Here is a 13,306-nt window from a genome sequence, read left to right as displayed (position 1 = left end):
CTAGGCGCGCCGCATGCGCGCAACGGCATGGAGGCGGCGACTGTCGGAGGTGGCGAGTAGGGTCGGAGCACCATGGTGGACTCCGTCAGCCCAGCACTCGCCCGACGCATCGCGCTCGCCGCACAGGGCTTCGGTCGCCCGCTGCCCGGGTCGCCCGGAACGCGCCAGGTCGCGGGGGTCGTCGACCGCCTCGGGCTGCTCCAGATCGACTCGGTCAACGTGTTCGAGCGCAGCCACTACCTGCCCGCCTTCAGTCGAATCGGCGACTACGACCGGGCGCTGCTCGACCGGCTCACGACCGGGCGCCGGGGCCGCATGGTCGAGTCGTGGGCGCACCAGGCCGCCTTCATCCCGCGTGAGCTGTGGCCGCTGTTCGAGTTCCGCCGCCAGGAGTTCCGCAGCCAGGGCAGCGAATGGGGCGGCTGGCTCGTCGAGAATCGCGAGCTCGCCGACTGGCTCCGCGCCGAGCTCGCCGCGAACGGGCCGATGCGCGCCAGCGACATCGAGCACGACGCCAACGAACGCCGCGGGCCGTGGTGGGGCTGGTCAGACGTCAAGCGCACGCTCGAGTGGATGTTCCGGGTCGGCGAGGTCGTGTGCGTCGAGCGCCGCCGCTTCGAGCGGGTCTACGCCCTCCCCGAGCAGGTACTCGCCCCCGTGCTCCTCGGCGATCCGCCGGCCGAAGCCGACGCAGTGCGCGATCTCGTGGCGCGCGCGGGCGCCGCCCTCGGCATCGCGACCGAGGCCGACCTCGCCGACTACTGGCGCATGAAGCGCGCGCCCGTGCGCGAGGCGATCCGCGACCTCGAAGACGCCGGCGAGCTCGTTCCGGTCGAGGTGCCGGGATGGAGCGTCGGCGCCCGCCCGGCTCCTGCATGGCTGCATCGAGACGCCCGCCGACCGCGACGGATCGAGGCGGCGGCCGTGCTCTCGCCCTTCGACCCGGTGGTCTGGTTCCGTCCCCGCACCGAGCGTCTCTTCGACTTCCACTACCGCATCGAGATCTACACGCCCGAGCCCGACCGCAAGTTCGGCTACTACTCGCTGCCCGTGCTGATCGACGACGACGTGGTCGGCCGGGTCGACCTGAAGAGCGACCGCAAGGCGGGCGTGCTGCGCGTCCAGTCCGCCTGGTCCGAGCCGGGTGCACCCGCCGATACCGCCGCACGACTCGTGCCGGTGCTGTGGCGGGCGGCGGCGTGGCAGGGCCTCGACCGCATCGAGGTCGCCGACCGTGGCGACCTCGCCCCCGCGCTCCGGTCCGAGTTGCGCTCATCGGCGGCGTGACGCGATCGACGCGTCGGGCCGCCGCCTCCGGAGGCGCGCCCGCGGCATCCGCGCGGGGCTGCTAGAACGCGCCGCCCATCTGCTCGAGGCGCTTGACGCGGTCGGCGATCGGCGGGTGCGTCGCGAACAGGCGGTCGATGACGCCGGGCTTCAGCGGGTCGGCGATCCAGAGGTGGGCCATCGAGGAGTTCTGCCGCTGCATGGGCCGGCCGTAGGCCTCGAGCTTCTCGAGGGCTCGCGCCAGGGCGTCGGGATGCCGCGTGGTCATGGCGCCGGTGGCATCCGCCAGGTACTCCCGCTGGCGCGAGACCGCGAGTTGCACGAGGCTCGCGACGAGCGGCGCGATGAGCAGGGCGACGAGGCCGAAGATGAGCACGACCGGGTTCTGGTTGTTGCCGCGTCCGTAGAACGTCAGGCGCACGAGCATGTCGGAGATGAAGCCCACCGCGACGACGAGCCCGAACACGATCATCGAGAGCCGGATGTCGTAGTTGCGCACGTGCCCGAGCTCGTGGGCCATGACGCCCTCGAGCTCGGCGTCGTCCATGATCTCGAGCAGGCCTGTGGTCGCGGCGACGACCGCGTGCTCGGGGTCGCGACCGGTGGCGAACGCGTTGGGCGCCGGATCGGAGATGACGAACACGCGCGGCATCGGCGTTCCCGTCGTGATCGACAGGTTCTCGATCGTGCGCCAGAGCCGCGGGTGATCGGCCTTGCTGTGCAGTTCGATCGCACCCGACATCGCGAGTGCCTGCCGGTCGGCCGTGAAGTACTGGAAGAGCGCGTAGGCGGCGGCGATCACGACGGTGACGATGACGATCGTGAGGTCGTTGTAGACCCATGCCGCGAGCCATCCCAGCCCGCCGATGACGGCGAGGAAGAACAGGATGATGAAGACGGTGTTGCGTTTGTTCTTTGCGATCGCTCGGTACAACGCCGGCCCTTAGAACTGCACGCGCGGGGGCTCTGCGATGGCCGCAGGCTCGGTGACCTCGAAGAAGTCGCGCTCGTGGAATCCGAGGCCACGCACGAACAGCGTGTTCGGGAACACCTTGATCTTGGTGTTGAGCTCGCGCACGCCGCCGTTGTAGAACCGGCGCGACGCCTGGATCTTGTCCTCGGTGTCGACGAGCTCGGCCTGCAGCTGCAGGAAGTTCTGGCTGGCCTGCAGCTGCGGGTACGCCTCGGCGACCGCGAAGATCGACTTCAGCGCCTGCTGCATGTGGTTCTCCGCGGCACCCGCCTCGACCGGCCCCTGCGCCTGCAGGGTCTCGGCGCGGGCCCTCGTGACGTTCTCGAAGACCGCCTTCTCGTGTGCGGCGTAGCCCTTCACCGCCTCGATGAGGTTCGGGATCAGGTCGGCACGACGCTTGAGCTGCACCGTGATGTCGCTCCAGGCCTCATCGACTCGCACGTTCAGCGTGACGAGCGAGTTGTAGGTCGCCCAGAGGTAGATGCCGATGATCACCACGAGCGCGACGACGATGATGACGGGGATCAGCCATTCCATGGCACGGACTCCTAGCGCTGCGGCGACGATCGGTGTGTTCGTCTCATCCTAACGACGGGCCGGCGGGACGGCCGTGATTGCCATGAGACTCGAAGGGAAGCGTCGGGCGGCTCCGGGCGTAGGCTCAGGCTGTGGAGGAGCGCACGCAACCCCGCCGCCGTGGTCGGCCCCGCGGAGCGACCCGCGACGACACGAAGGCCAGGATCCTCGCCGCCGCCGCCGCGGAGTTCGGCGAGCGCGGGTACGAGGCGGCGTCGATCCGCTCGATCGCGCGGCGGGCCGAGGTCGATCCCTCGCTCGTGCACCACTACTTCGACGACAAGTCCGCGCTCGTGGCCGAGGTCGTGGCGGTGCCGCTGCGCCCCGATCGCATCGTGCAGGGCGCGCTCGAGGGTCCCATCGAGGAGCTCGGCGCCCGACTGCTGCGCGGCGTCCTCACCGCCTGGGACAACCCGGCGGTGCGCCCGGCCGCCGCCGCGGCCATGCGCTCGGCGATCGGCCACGGCCCGGTCGCGCGGATGCTCCGCGAGTTCCTGCGCCGCGAGATCATGCACCGCGTGGCGACGAGGATCGGCGACGCCGCCGATGCCGAGCTGCGTGCGGAGCTCGCGGCATCGCAGGTCGTGGGGGTGATCATGGTGCGGTACGTGCTGGCGTTCGAGCCGGTCGCCTCGCTCTCCGACGACGAGATCGTGGCGCGCGTCGCCCCGGCCATCCAGTGGCACCTCACCGGCACCGGGCCCGTGCTTGACAGCACCGCGGTGCGCGCGCACAATTCAGCACATGATGAATAATGCGGATGCCGCGCCGAGCGGGCCCGCGATCGTCGTGCACGACCTGCACGTGAAGCGCGCGAAGACGCGCGTGCTGCAGGGCCTCTCGCTCGCCGTGCCGCGCGGACTCATCGTGGGCCTCCTCGGTCCGAGCGGCAGTGGCAAGACCACGCTCATGCGCTCGATCGTGGGCGTCCAGGTCGTGCAGTCCGGCACCATCGAGGTGCTCGGCCGGCCCGCGGGCTCCCCCGCGCTCCGCCGGCGGGTCGCCTACTACACCCAGCAGGCGAGCGTCTACGACGACCTCACGGTGCGACAGAACCTGACGTACTTCCGCCGGGTGCTCGGCGCACCGGCATCCGACATCGACCGGGTCATCGAGCGCACCGACCTCGGCTCGGTGGCCGACCGCCTCGCCGGCTCATTGTCCGGCGGGCAGCGCGGGCGCGTGTCGCTCGCCGCGGCCCTGCTCGGCAACCCCGAGGTGCTCGTGCTCGACGAGCCCACGGTGGGCCTCGACCCGGTGCTGCGCGTGGAACTCTGGCAGCTCTTCCACGAGCTCGCCGCCGACGGCGCCACGCTCCTCGTCTCGAGCCACGTCATGGACGAGGCGAAGCGCTGCGACCGCCTGCTGCTCATGCGCGACGGCGAGCTGCTCGCCGACGACACCGTCGCGGGCGTGCTCGCGTTCACGGGCACCGACGACGTCGAGGACGCGTTCCTGCGCCTCATCGACCGCGGCGAGCCCGACCTGCAGCCCCACGACGCGTCGCCCCACGACGAGTCGTCCCACGACGAGTCCGCGCACGTCGCGAAGCACGTGCGCACGACCGATCCCGACTCCGGCCCCGGAAGCGAGGCCCGGCGATGACGCTCGTCCGCACGTTCTCGACGGCCGGCCGCGTGCTCACGCAGATCCGGCACGATGAGCGCACCATCGGGCTGCTGCTCGTGGTGCCGAGCCTGCTCATCGGCCTGGTCGCCTGGATCTTCGTCGACACCGACGTGTTCCAGACGATCGGCCCGGCGATGATCGCGCTGTTCCCCTTCATCGTCATGTTCCTCGTCACGAGCATCGCGACGTTGCGCGAACGCCGCAGCGGCACGCTCGAGCGGCTGTTCTCGATGCCGCTCGGCAAGGGCGACTTCATCCTCGGCTACGCGCTCGCGTTCGGCTTCCTCGCGATCTTCCAGACCGCGATCGCGGTGTCGTTCGCGGTGTTCGTCTGCGGCCTGGAGATCGAGGGTTCGATCTGGCTGCTGTTCGCGGTCACGGTCGCCGACGCGCTGCTCGGCACGGCGCTCGGCCTGCTCGCGAGCGCCTTCGCGCGCACGGAGTTCCAGGTCGTCCAGTTCATGCCGCTGCTCGTGTTCCCGCAGGTCCTGCTGTGCGGGATCTTCATCCCGCGCGACCAGCTGCCCGAGGTGCTCGAGGCGATCAGCGACTGGCTGCCGCTGAGCTACGCGATCGACGCCCTCACGGCGGTGGCGAACGACTCGGAGGACGCCGCGTGGATCTGGGCGCGCATTCTCGCGATCGGCGCCTGGATCGTGGGCTCGATCGTGGTCGGCTCGATCACGCTGCGTCGACGGACGCCGTAGGCCCGGCGTCCGTCGCGGCATCCGCCCGCCCGCCCCCCAGCACCCGATCCAGGTACGGGTTCGCGAATCGGCGCTCGGGGTCGAGCTCGTCGCGCACGCGCAGGAAGTCGTCGAACCGGGGATACACGTCGCGCAGCGTCTCGGCCGTCTGCGTGTGCAGCTTGCCCCAGTGCGGCCGCCCGCCGTAGCCCCGCATGACCTGCTCCACGGCCGTGAAGTACTCGGTCGGGTCCTCGCGGAAGTAGCGGTGCACGGCGACGTAGCCGGTCTCGCGGCCGTACGCCGTCGAGAGCCAGTTGTCGTCGGATGCCGCGGCGCGCACCTCGATCGGGAAGGTGATGTGCCATCCCCTCCGCTCGATGAGCGCCCGCACCTCCCGCACGGCCTCGGGGATCGCCTCGAGCGGGATCGCGTACTCCATCTCGCGGAACCGCACCCGACGGACGCTCGTGAACACCGACGTCGAGAAGTCCGTGAAGTCCCGGTTCCCGGTGAGCTTGTCGGTGAGCCACGCGAGGTGCGGCGTGGCCCGCGGCACCACCGTGAGCGCGGCGCAGGCGATCTCGAACAGTCCGTTCGAGATGAACTCGTCGTCGATCCAGCGCGGCACGCCGCCGAGCGGCTTGCGGGGCGCGTCGCCGGGCAGGCGGGTGTTCGTCTTCGTCAGCGCGGTGTCGGTGTGCGGGAACCAGTAGAACTCGAAGTGGTCGCGCTCGCGCACCCGGTCGAGCCACTCGTCGAGCACGAGGCCGAACGGCTCGGGGCGCTCCACGGCCTCCAGCACGAACCGCGGCACGAGCTGCAGGGTCACCTCGACGAGCACGCCGAGGGCGCCGAGGCCGAGGCGCACCGCGGGCAGCAGTTCGGGGCGCTCGGTCTCGCTCACGGTGAGGAGCTCGCCCGCGCCCGTCACGAGCTTCGCGGCGACGATCTGCGTCGCGAGGCCGCCGAATCCGAGTCCCGTGCCGTGCGTGCCGGTGGACGTGGCGCCCGCGATCGTCTGCCGATCGATGTCGCCCATGTTCGGCATCGCGAGGCCGTAGGGGGCGAGCAGGTGCGGCAACCGGTGCAGGCGGGTGCCGGCGGCGAGCGTCACCCGGCCGGTCGCGACATCCGCGTCGATCAGGCCCGAGAGGTCGGTCAGGTCGAGCTGCACGTCGGGCGCGACCGCGATGCCGGTGAAGCTGTGGCCGGCGCCCACGGGCTTGACGCGCAGGCCGGATGCCGCGGCGGACTCGACCGCGCGCTGCACCGCGCCGGCCGTGGCCGGCCGCTCCACCCGCGCCGGTCGCACCGACTCGGTGCGACCCCAGTTGCGCCAGGTGTCCCCGCTCGCCGTCATAGGAAGGCCTTCCCCTCGCCGCGGTAGGTGGGCACGGAGTCGACCACCTCGTCGCCGTCGACCACGGCGAACTCGTTGAGGTGCTCCGACAGCTCGCCCGACTTCGTGTGCCGGAACCACACCCGGTCGCCGGCCCGCAGGCGCCCCGCGGCGGCCCCGGTCACGGGCGTCTGCACCTCGCCGGCCGATTCGCGCGCGAGCATCGTCAGGCGCTCGGGCCACACGATCCGCGGCACGCGGTCGGCTCCTGGCGGGCCCGACGCGATCCAGCCGCCGCCGAGGATCGTCGCGTGCGCGGGGCTCGGCGAGCGCACGACGTCGAGCGCGAACGCGGCGGCGGGGGCTGGCGTGAAGTGGTCGTAGCCGTCGAACAGGTGGCCGCCGAGCAGGCCGGAGCCGGCGGCGATCTCGGTCACCGAGGCATCCGCTGCCGTCGCCTCGAGCGACCCCGTGCCGCCCCCGTTCACGAACTCGAGGTCGGCGTGCTCGCGCACGGCCGCGACGGCGCGAGCGCGCCGCTCGAGCAGTTCGGGCAGCGAGCGCGACTGCATCCAGCGGTTCACCGCGCCGTCGACCGGGCGCCCGGCCGGACGGTTCACGACTCCCGCGATCTGCGCCTCGTACGACATCATGCCCACGAGCCGGAATCCCGGGCGCCGCACCACGTACGCGGCCAGCGCGCCCGCGTCGGCCGGCTCGTGCACGGGCGATCGGCGCACCCCGAGGTGCCCCAGCACGGGGGCGTGCCATGACGCATCCAGTTCGACGCAGACCCGGATCTCCTCGCGCCGCGACGGCGGCAGCACGTCGTCGACGAGGTCGAGCTGCTGCGGCGAGTCGACCATGAGCGTGATCCGGCCCGCGAGGTCGGGGTCGGTTCCGAGGCGACGGATGCCGCCGCGCTCCGCCGTGGGATAACCGACGACGAGGTCGTCGACGGTGTCGGCCAGCCAGAGCGCCTCGGCGAGCGTGTAGGCGAGCACGCCGTGGAAGCCCGGCTGCTCGAGGAGGGCCTCCACCACGCTGCGCACGCGCACCGACTTCGACGCGATGCGGATCGGCGTCCCCGCCGCGCGGCGCACCATGTCCTTCGCGTTGTGCCGCAGCGCTCCGCGGTGGATCACCCCGACCGGCGCGTCGAGGTGGCGCGTGGCGGCGGTCAGCGCCGGCCAGTACCCGGCGGGATCGAGCCAGCTCGCGGCATCCGTCACCGGGTCGTCGAACCGCAGGTCGAGGGTCATCAGCGGACGCTCCGGACCCGCGAGACGGCGACGGCGCCGGCGAAGGCGAATACCGCACTGAGCACGAACACCAGCACGAACGAACCGGTGGCGACCACCGCGGCCGCGCCGATCAACGGCGCGATCGCCTGCGGCACCGCGGACGCGATGTTCATGATGCCGAGGTCCTTGCCTCGCGATGCCGCGTCGGGCAGCACCTGGGTGGCGAGCGCCTGGTCGACCGAGAGGAAGCAGCCGTAGCCGAGGCCGAGGATGCCGGCGGCGATCATCGCGACGGTGAGGTCGGGGAAGATCGCGAGGAGCAGGGCCGCGATGCCCTGGAGGCCCGACGCGAGGAAGACGAACGCCTTGCGTCGGCCCAACCGGTCGGAGAGCTTCCCGAGCAGGAGCGACGCGAGGATCACGAAGACCATGTAGATGAGCGTCAGCACGATGAGGTCGGCCTCGGCGTCGTCGTCGTCGAGCTGGAACATCAGGAAGTAGAGCAGCAGGCTCGTGCCGAGCGCGTTGCCGACCGAGACGAGCACCCGGCTGAGCAGGGTCCAGCCGAAGTCGGGATGCCTGCGGGGGCTGATCCAGAAGCCGGCGAGGATGCCCTTCGCGGTCACGCGGGCACGTTCGGCCGCGGCGAGCGGCTCGTCGTGTCGGGTGAGGAACGGCACCGCGAGCACCACGACGATCACGGCGAGCAGGGCGTAGCCGAGCGCCCGGTCGGTGACGAGCTCGGTGACGAGGAGCAGCCCGACGATGATGCCGACCGCCTGCGGCGCCGACATCCAGCCCGACACGAATCCGCGCTGGCCGACGGGCACCTGGTCGGAGATCGTCGCGGTGAGCGCGGCCGTCATGATGCAGAAGCCGACGGATGCCGCGACCCATGCCGCGCCGATCGCCCAGATCTGGGTCTGCAGCCCGAGCACCACGAGCGAGAGCGCGAACACGAGCGCCCCCACCACGATCCACGGCCGTCGTCGACCGAACCTCGAGGCCGTGCGGTCGGAGAGCGCGCCGGTGAGCGGGTAGGCGATGATCGTGGCGATGGCCGCGATGCCCGAGATCATGCCGAACGCGACGACGCTGTCGACCCAGTCCTCGGGATGCAGCGCGGCGTCGACCTGCGCGGGCAGCAGGAGCTGCACCGGGGTGAGCTGCGCCATCCAGACGCCGAGCCACACGGTCGCGAATGCGCCGATCCACCCGGCCGAGACCCGGCGGACCGGCTCGCCGAGGGCGGCGAGCGGCTGGTCGTGCACGGGCCGCCCGGGCACGGGCGGGGCGGGGTCGAGGCTCGTCATCGGGGGTCGGCCATTCTCGAGAGGGCGTCGGCGGCCACGTGTGCGACCGCCCTGGCGGCGTCGTCGTCGCGATCGACGAGCCAGGTGATGGTGAGCCCGTCGGTGAACGCGACGAGCACGCGCGCCACCTCGGAGACCGGGATCCGCCACGTGACGTCGGCGACCTCGGCAGCCAGCTCGAGGGAGCGCTCGGCGAGCTCGGTGTAGCGGGCGTATTGGGCGAGCGCGAGCGAGCGCCGCTCGGGCGACCGCAGCGCGTACTGCGTGAGCTCGAGCATCGCCTGCTCGTGCTCGGGGTCGGCCTTGAGGTGCTCGAAGTAGCCGACGATCCCCGACTCGAGGAGTTCGGCGAGGCTCTGTCCCGGCGAGAGATCGGGGATGACCGCCTGCTGCTCGCGGGCGACCACGGTCGTGATGAGCTCGTCGATGAGCTCGTCGCGGGAGTCGAACACGTAGTGGAAGCTCGCGAGCGACATTCCCGCTTCGGCGACGATCGCGCGCGTCGTCGCCTGGGCGATGCCGACCCTTGCCGCGACGCGGAGGGCCGCCTCGATGAGCGCGGAACGGCGCTCAGGTGCGGGAATGCGGGTCACGCGGCTCCTCTCGACTCCGTCGCCGACCGAAGTGGGACGGTCGTCCCAGTCCGGACCAGTATGCACGAAAGGCGCGTCGCGTGCACGCGCCAGCGGCTACGCTCGCAGCATGCGCCTCGGTGTCCTCGATGTCGGCTCCAACACGGTGCACCTGCTGGTCGTCGACGCCCACCCCGGTGCCCGCCCGATCCCCACGGCCTCGCACAAGGCGGTGCTGCGGCTCATGCGCTACCTCGAGCCCGACGGCGCGATCAACGACGAGGGTGTCGCCGCCATCCTCGCGGCGGTCGGCGATGCGGCCGACGCGGCGAAGGACGCCGGCATCGACGAGCTGCTCCCATTCGCCACGTCCGCCATCCGCGAGGCGGCGAACGGCGAGGAGGTGCTCGCCCGCGTCGCCCGCGAGACGGGTGTCGAGCTCCAGGTGCTCTCGGGCGACGACGAGGCGCGCCTCACGTTCCTCGCGGTCCGCCGCTGGTATGGCTGGTCGGCCGAGCGCATCCTGCTCTTCGACATCGGCGGCGGCTCCCTCGAGATCGCGAACGGCGGCGACGAGGTCCCGGATGTCGCGCGCTCGCTCCCCCTCGGCGCCGGCCGGTCGACCGTGGCCTTCCTCCCCGACGACCCGCCCAGCCCCGACCAGGTCGCCGCGCTCCGCACGCACGCGGCGGAGGTGCTCGCCGCAGCCGTGGGGGACTTCGGCCACCTTCCGTCGCCCGACCACGTCGTGGGGTCGTCGAAGACCATCCGGTCGCTCGCCCGGCTCGCCGGCTGGACGGAGGAGGGCGTCGGCTCGGAGGAGCGCAGCATGCTGCGCCGCAAGGGCCTGGACGACTGGATCCCGCGGCTCGCCCGCATCCCCGCGGACGCTCGCCCCGCACTGCCCGGGATCACCGCCGACCGCACCTTCCAGATCGTCGCCGGGGCCGTCGTGCTCTCGGAGGCGATGCGGGCGTTCGACGTGAACGAACTCGACGTGTCGCCGTGGGCCCTCCGCGAGGGCCTCATCCTGCGCCGGCTCGACCGGATGTCCTGAGGAATCTCCCGCCCGCCCGCTCGTCCCGGGGCGCGGAGCGATGCGTCGTCGCCGTGCTGCCAGGGTATGCGCCGGCATCGTGGGGTCGACGAGAATGCCGTCGTCTTCGTCGACACCTCGGACCCTCACGATCCGGCTGCGAGCACAGCATAGGGCACGACGCTGCGAAACGAACCCTCGAATTTCTCCCGCAGGTGGAGTCCCGCGGATCGACGCCTCGGGTGACAATCGGGTCGGGCCGTCAGCAGCCGTCGCGGCCCTCGATCCCCGCGTCGAAACGCGATCCTCCGCAGGTTCCGCCCTGTCGAGCCCCCGAACGGGGCGTCCGCCCCCGACGCGAATCGGGTGACAATGGCTCCGGGCGTCCCCACCGTGTGACGGCCACCGGACCCCGGCTCGACGCCCGCAAGCCCGTCGCCGGGGTCCGGCTCTCCTAGCACCAGGCCGCCTCCGCGACGCCGCGCCCGGGAGACGCGTGCTCCAGCATCCGCCCGTGAGCGGGTTCTACTTCGCCGGCCCCGCGATCACAAGCCCATGGACCGGCCATGGACGATGTGCGAGATTCGTGCCATGAACGGCCTCACCCACGACGTGCAGGCCCGTCTCGGCATCGAGGTCGAAGACGAGTCAGCCCTCATCAGCCACCTGCCCGACGAGCCAGACACCCCGCAGGAGATCGAGCAGGCGATCGTGTGGGCGCTCACGACTGCGCTGGATTCCCGCGTCGTTCGAGACCTGCTCTCCTCCTATGGGCTCACGGTTCGTCGAGGGGAGGTTCGCAGCTTCTCCCCCTTCCTCGCGACGGTCGTGCCCGGATCCGGCTTGGATCATCCGCTGGCACAGGCGGCCGAGCCGACGATGACGTGAGGGTGGCAGCGGGCCGAGGTCCGAGGGCCACCCGCGGCGCTGGCCCTCGTTCTGGGGCTGAGCCGCGCCCGCGCCGACCCGTACTCTGAGGAGACTTGCGTTCCGGCGACCTGACATCGCCGGCGCGCAATCCCCACCCCAAGCACGACACTCCGCACCCCCAGCGAATGTCTGTGGCGTCGTGACGCCCACTCGACCGAGGAGCCTGCATACATGTCCACTCGAACGTCCCTCGGTGTCGCGCTGTTCGTCGGCGCCGCCCTGTTCTGCGCGACCCCCGCGTTCGCCGCCACCGCAGGTGAGGGCGATGGGGCGTCGACGACGCCCGCATCGGCCGTCGCCACCGACGTGCCCGAGGTCGAGAAGGTCTGCGACGGCCTCGACTCCACGAAGATCGACACCGACGGGGCGGGTCCGACGCTGGAGATCTCGGCACCGGAAGGCTTCGTCATCACCGAGTACTGCGTCAAGGCCGGGTCGGTGCAGCAGGGCAACGGCCCCGAGTACGTGACGGTGGATCCGCCCACGCGGACCGTCATCATCGCGCACTCGAGCGGCAAGGGCATCAGCCACTACTCGTACTCCTACGAGCCCGAGCCGACCACCCCGCCGACGACGCCTCCCGCGACCACTCCGCCGGCGTCGACGCCTCCTGCCACCACGCCGGCCACCGCCACCTCGTCGACCCCGCCGGCGGGTGCCGGACTTGCGGAGACCGGGTTCGACACCTCCTGGCTGCTGATCGCGGGGGTCGGCGCAGCCGCCCTCGGATCGCTCGTCGTCGGTGAACGGTTCTTCGCCCGGCGTCGCTCAACGGGCAAGTAGCGACACCGGGGCAGGCGGCCGGTCCGATTCGTCGGGCCGGCCGCTTCGCTGTGAACGGGAACGACTCCAGTGCTCCCGCTGGGATTCGAACCTCATGCGAGCGAGGAGTCGTGAAGACCTGTGGATTGAGTGCAAGCGGCCAGCAGCATCTGCCCGCCGGCAGCGGTCAATGTTCAGGAAGAATCACCTCACGTCGTTACTCGCGTGGCCGGTATCGCATGGCGACCGCCCCCGACCGGAACTCATGGCGATCCACGAGCTCGAGCTGGATGCGCTCGCGCAGACCGGCGAGCAACGTCGGCCCGTGTCCGGCAAGGACCGGCTGCACAACGAACACGTACTCGTCGATCAGTCCCAGATCTGCCAACGCGAGGGGGAGCGTCACACCACCGACGAACAGGCCCTCGCCTGGCTCCTGCTTGAGCCGCTGAACCGCTTGCCCCAAGTCGCCTCGCACCAGCTCGGCATTCCAATCGACCCCGCTCAGCGTGCTCGACACGACGTGCTTCTTCGCCCGGTCGATGGCATCGGCGAATGGCATCTGCCACTCATCCACCCAGCCAGGCCACGTCCCCGTGGCCGGCTTCCGCCACGCCGACTCCATCATCTGGTAGGTCACCCGGCCGAACAGCAGGGCATCGGCTCGTTCCATCTCCGCGGTCCAGTAGCGCATCGACTCCTCGTCGGGGGGGAGCCCTGCCTCGTGATGGCAGCAGCCGTCGAGCGTGACGTTGATCGAGTATCGAAGTGGTCTCATCTCATTGCGCTCCCTTGATGCGCGCAGCGCGGCTTCACCGGACCGTACTCAGACTACTGAGGTTGAACCCTCCAAGGCTCGCGGTGAGTTCGTCGACGCATCATCCTCTCGGGCGCGTGTGGATGCCCTCGGCGACGGCGGAATCGCAGCCCACGAGCAGCTTCTGAGGCCATCGGCG

At 71.2% G+C, this 13,306-nt stretch carries 14 protein-coding genes; 7 read left to right on the top strand and 7 right to left on the bottom strand.

Annotation, left to right across the window (positions count from 1 at the left end; genetic code table 11):
• Positions 1 to 72: 72 nt before the first annotated feature.
• Entirely contained in the window at positions 73 to 1,287 is a 1,215-nt protein-coding gene (locus tag EV187_RS06920) for a winged helix-turn-helix domain-containing protein (protein WP_130352362.1), read from the top strand.
• Positions 1,288 to 1,348: 61 nt separating this feature from the next.
• On the opposite strand, the gene EV187_RS06915 is transcribed toward EV187_RS06920, so the two are convergent.
• Both EV187_RS06915 and EV187_RS06910 read right to left on the bottom strand, forming a co-directional pair.
• Entirely contained in the window at positions 1,349 to 2,221 is an 873-nt protein-coding gene (locus EV187_RS06915) for a M48 family metalloprotease (protein WP_130352361.1), read from the bottom strand.
• A gap of 9 nt (positions 2,222 to 2,230) precedes the next feature.
• On the bottom strand, positions 2,231 to 2,797 hold the full coding sequence (locus tag EV187_RS06910; protein WP_130352360.1) for a LemA family protein: 567 nt from the start codon (positions 2,795 to 2,797) through the stop codon (positions 2,231 to 2,233).
• 131 nt (positions 2,798 to 2,928) lie between these two features.
• Here EV187_RS06910 and EV187_RS06905 point away from each other — a divergent pair, with 131 nt between their 5' ends.
• Genes EV187_RS06905 through EV187_RS06895 form a run of 3 tightly spaced genes read left to right on the top strand, consistent with a single transcriptional unit; the run spans position 2,929 to position 5,172 of the window.
• Positions 2,929 to 3,591, top strand: coding sequence for a TetR/AcrR family transcriptional regulator (locus EV187_RS06905; protein WP_130352359.1), 663 nt, complete (start codon positions 2,929 to 2,931; stop codon positions 3,589 to 3,591).
• Positions 3,581 to 4,441 carry an ABC transporter ATP-binding protein gene (locus EV187_RS06900; RefSeq protein ID WP_130352358.1) on the top strand — a complete coding sequence of 287 codons (861 nt, stop codon included), beginning with the start codon at positions 3,581 to 3,583 and terminating at the stop codon, positions 4,439 to 4,441. The genes EV187_RS06905 and EV187_RS06900 overlap by 11 nt, the downstream gene beginning before the upstream one ends.
• Entirely contained in the window at positions 4,438 to 5,172 is a 735-nt protein-coding gene (locus EV187_RS06895) for an ABC transporter permease (RefSeq protein WP_130352357.1), read from the top strand. Before EV187_RS06900 ends, EV187_RS06895 begins: the two co-directional genes overlap by 4 nt.
• On the opposite strand, the gene EV187_RS06890 is transcribed toward EV187_RS06895, so the two are convergent.
• From EV187_RS06890 to EV187_RS06875, 4 genes are read right to left on the bottom strand one after another with little or no spacing between them, the layout of a single operon-like run.
• Positions 5,147 to 6,514, bottom strand: coding sequence for a D-arabinono-1,4-lactone oxidase (locus EV187_RS06890; RefSeq protein WP_130352356.1), 1,368 nt, complete (start codon positions 6,512 to 6,514; stop codon positions 5,147 to 5,149). The genes EV187_RS06895 and EV187_RS06890 overlap by 26 nt on opposite strands.
• Complete coding sequence (locus EV187_RS06885; protein WP_130352355.1) at positions 6,511 to 7,755, bottom strand: alanine racemase; 1,245 nt, start codon at positions 7,753 to 7,755, stop codon at positions 6,511 to 6,513. Before EV187_RS06885 ends, EV187_RS06890 begins: the two co-directional genes overlap by 4 nt.
• The gene (locus EV187_RS06880) at positions 7,755 to 9,050 is read right to left on the bottom strand and encodes an MFS transporter (RefSeq protein WP_130352354.1); all 1,296 of its coding nucleotides are present in this window, start codon (positions 9,048 to 9,050) and stop codon (positions 7,755 to 7,757) included. Before EV187_RS06880 ends, EV187_RS06885 begins: the two co-directional genes overlap by 1 nt.
• Entirely contained in the window at positions 9,047 to 9,643 is a 597-nt protein-coding gene (locus EV187_RS06875; protein WP_130352353.1) for a TetR/AcrR family transcriptional regulator, read from the bottom strand. Before EV187_RS06875 ends, EV187_RS06880 begins: the two co-directional genes overlap by 4 nt.
• 109 nt (positions 9,644 to 9,752) lie before the next feature.
• Between EV187_RS06875 and EV187_RS06870 the strand changes: the two genes are divergently transcribed.
• The 3 genes from EV187_RS06870 (at position 9,753) to EV187_RS06860 (ending at position 12,371) form a co-directional block, all read left to right on the top strand.
• Positions 9,753 to 10,679 carry a Ppx/GppA phosphatase family protein gene (locus tag EV187_RS06870; RefSeq protein WP_130352352.1) on the top strand — a complete coding sequence of 309 codons (927 nt, stop codon included), beginning with the start codon at positions 9,753 to 9,755 and terminating at the stop codon, positions 10,677 to 10,679.
• Between the two features lie 570 nt (positions 10,680 to 11,249).
• Complete coding sequence (locus tag EV187_RS06865) at positions 11,250 to 11,546, top strand: hypothetical protein (protein ID WP_130352351.1); 297 nt, start codon at positions 11,250 to 11,252, stop codon at positions 11,544 to 11,546.
• A gap of 213 nt (positions 11,547 to 11,759) precedes the next feature.
• Entirely contained in the window at positions 11,760 to 12,371 is a 612-nt protein-coding gene (locus EV187_RS06860) for a hypothetical protein (protein WP_130352350.1), read from the top strand.
• Positions 12,372 to 12,567: 196 nt separating this feature from the next.
• Here EV187_RS06860 and EV187_RS06855 read toward each other — a convergent pair whose 3' ends face one another.
• Complete coding sequence (locus EV187_RS06855) at positions 12,568 to 13,128, bottom strand: dihydrofolate reductase family protein (protein ID WP_130352349.1); 561 nt, start codon at positions 13,126 to 13,128, stop codon at positions 12,568 to 12,570.
• Between the last annotated feature and the right edge of the window lie 178 nt (positions 13,129 to 13,306).

This window comes from Agromyces ramosus (assembly GCF_004216665.1).
In the GTDB taxonomy this organism is placed as follows: Bacteria; Actinomycetota; Actinomycetes; order Actinomycetales; family Microbacteriaceae; genus Agromyces; species Agromyces ramosus.
Note: the sequence above shows the minus strand (reverse complement) of the source record. Positions and strands in the feature narration are given on the sequence as shown.

Excerpts from the sequence above, each read along its gene's own strand:
- EV187_RS06920 (WP_130352362.1), top strand. The coding sequence starts at position 73 with ATGGTGGACTCCGTCAGCCCAGCACTCGCCCGACGCATCGCGCTCGCC.
- EV187_RS06910 (WP_130352360.1), bottom strand. The coding sequence starts at position 2,797 with ATGGAATGGCTGATCCCCGTCATCATCGTCGTCGCGCTCGTGGTGATC.
- EV187_RS06900 (WP_130352358.1), top strand. The coding sequence starts at position 3,581 with ATGATGAATAATGCGGATGCCGCGCCGAGCGGGCCCGCGATCGTCGTG.
- EV187_RS06895 (WP_130352357.1), top strand. The coding sequence starts at position 4,438 with ATGACGCTCGTCCGCACGTTCTCGACGGCCGGCCGCGTGCTCACGCAG.
- EV187_RS06890 (WP_130352356.1), bottom strand. The coding sequence starts at position 6,514 with ATGACGGCGAGCGGGGACACCTGGCGCAACTGGGGTCGCACCGAGTCG.
- EV187_RS06885 (WP_130352355.1), bottom strand. The coding sequence starts at position 7,755 with ATGACCCTCGACCTGCGGTTCGACGACCCGGTGACGGATGCCGCGAGC.
- EV187_RS06880 (WP_130352354.1), bottom strand. The coding sequence starts at position 9,050 with ATGACGAGCCTCGACCCCGCCCCGCCCGTGCCCGGGCGGCCCGTGCAC.
- EV187_RS06870 (WP_130352352.1), top strand. The coding sequence starts at position 9,753 with ATGCGCCTCGGTGTCCTCGATGTCGGCTCCAACACGGTGCACCTGCTG.
- EV187_RS06865 (WP_130352351.1), top strand. The coding sequence starts at position 11,250 with ATGAACGGCCTCACCCACGACGTGCAGGCCCGTCTCGGCATCGAGGTC.
- EV187_RS06860 (WP_130352350.1), top strand. The coding sequence starts at position 11,760 with ATGTCCACTCGAACGTCCCTCGGTGTCGCGCTGTTCGTCGGCGCCGCC.
- EV187_RS06855 (WP_130352349.1), bottom strand. The coding sequence starts at position 13,128 with ATGAGACCACTTCGATACTCGATCAACGTCACGCTCGACGGCTGCTGC.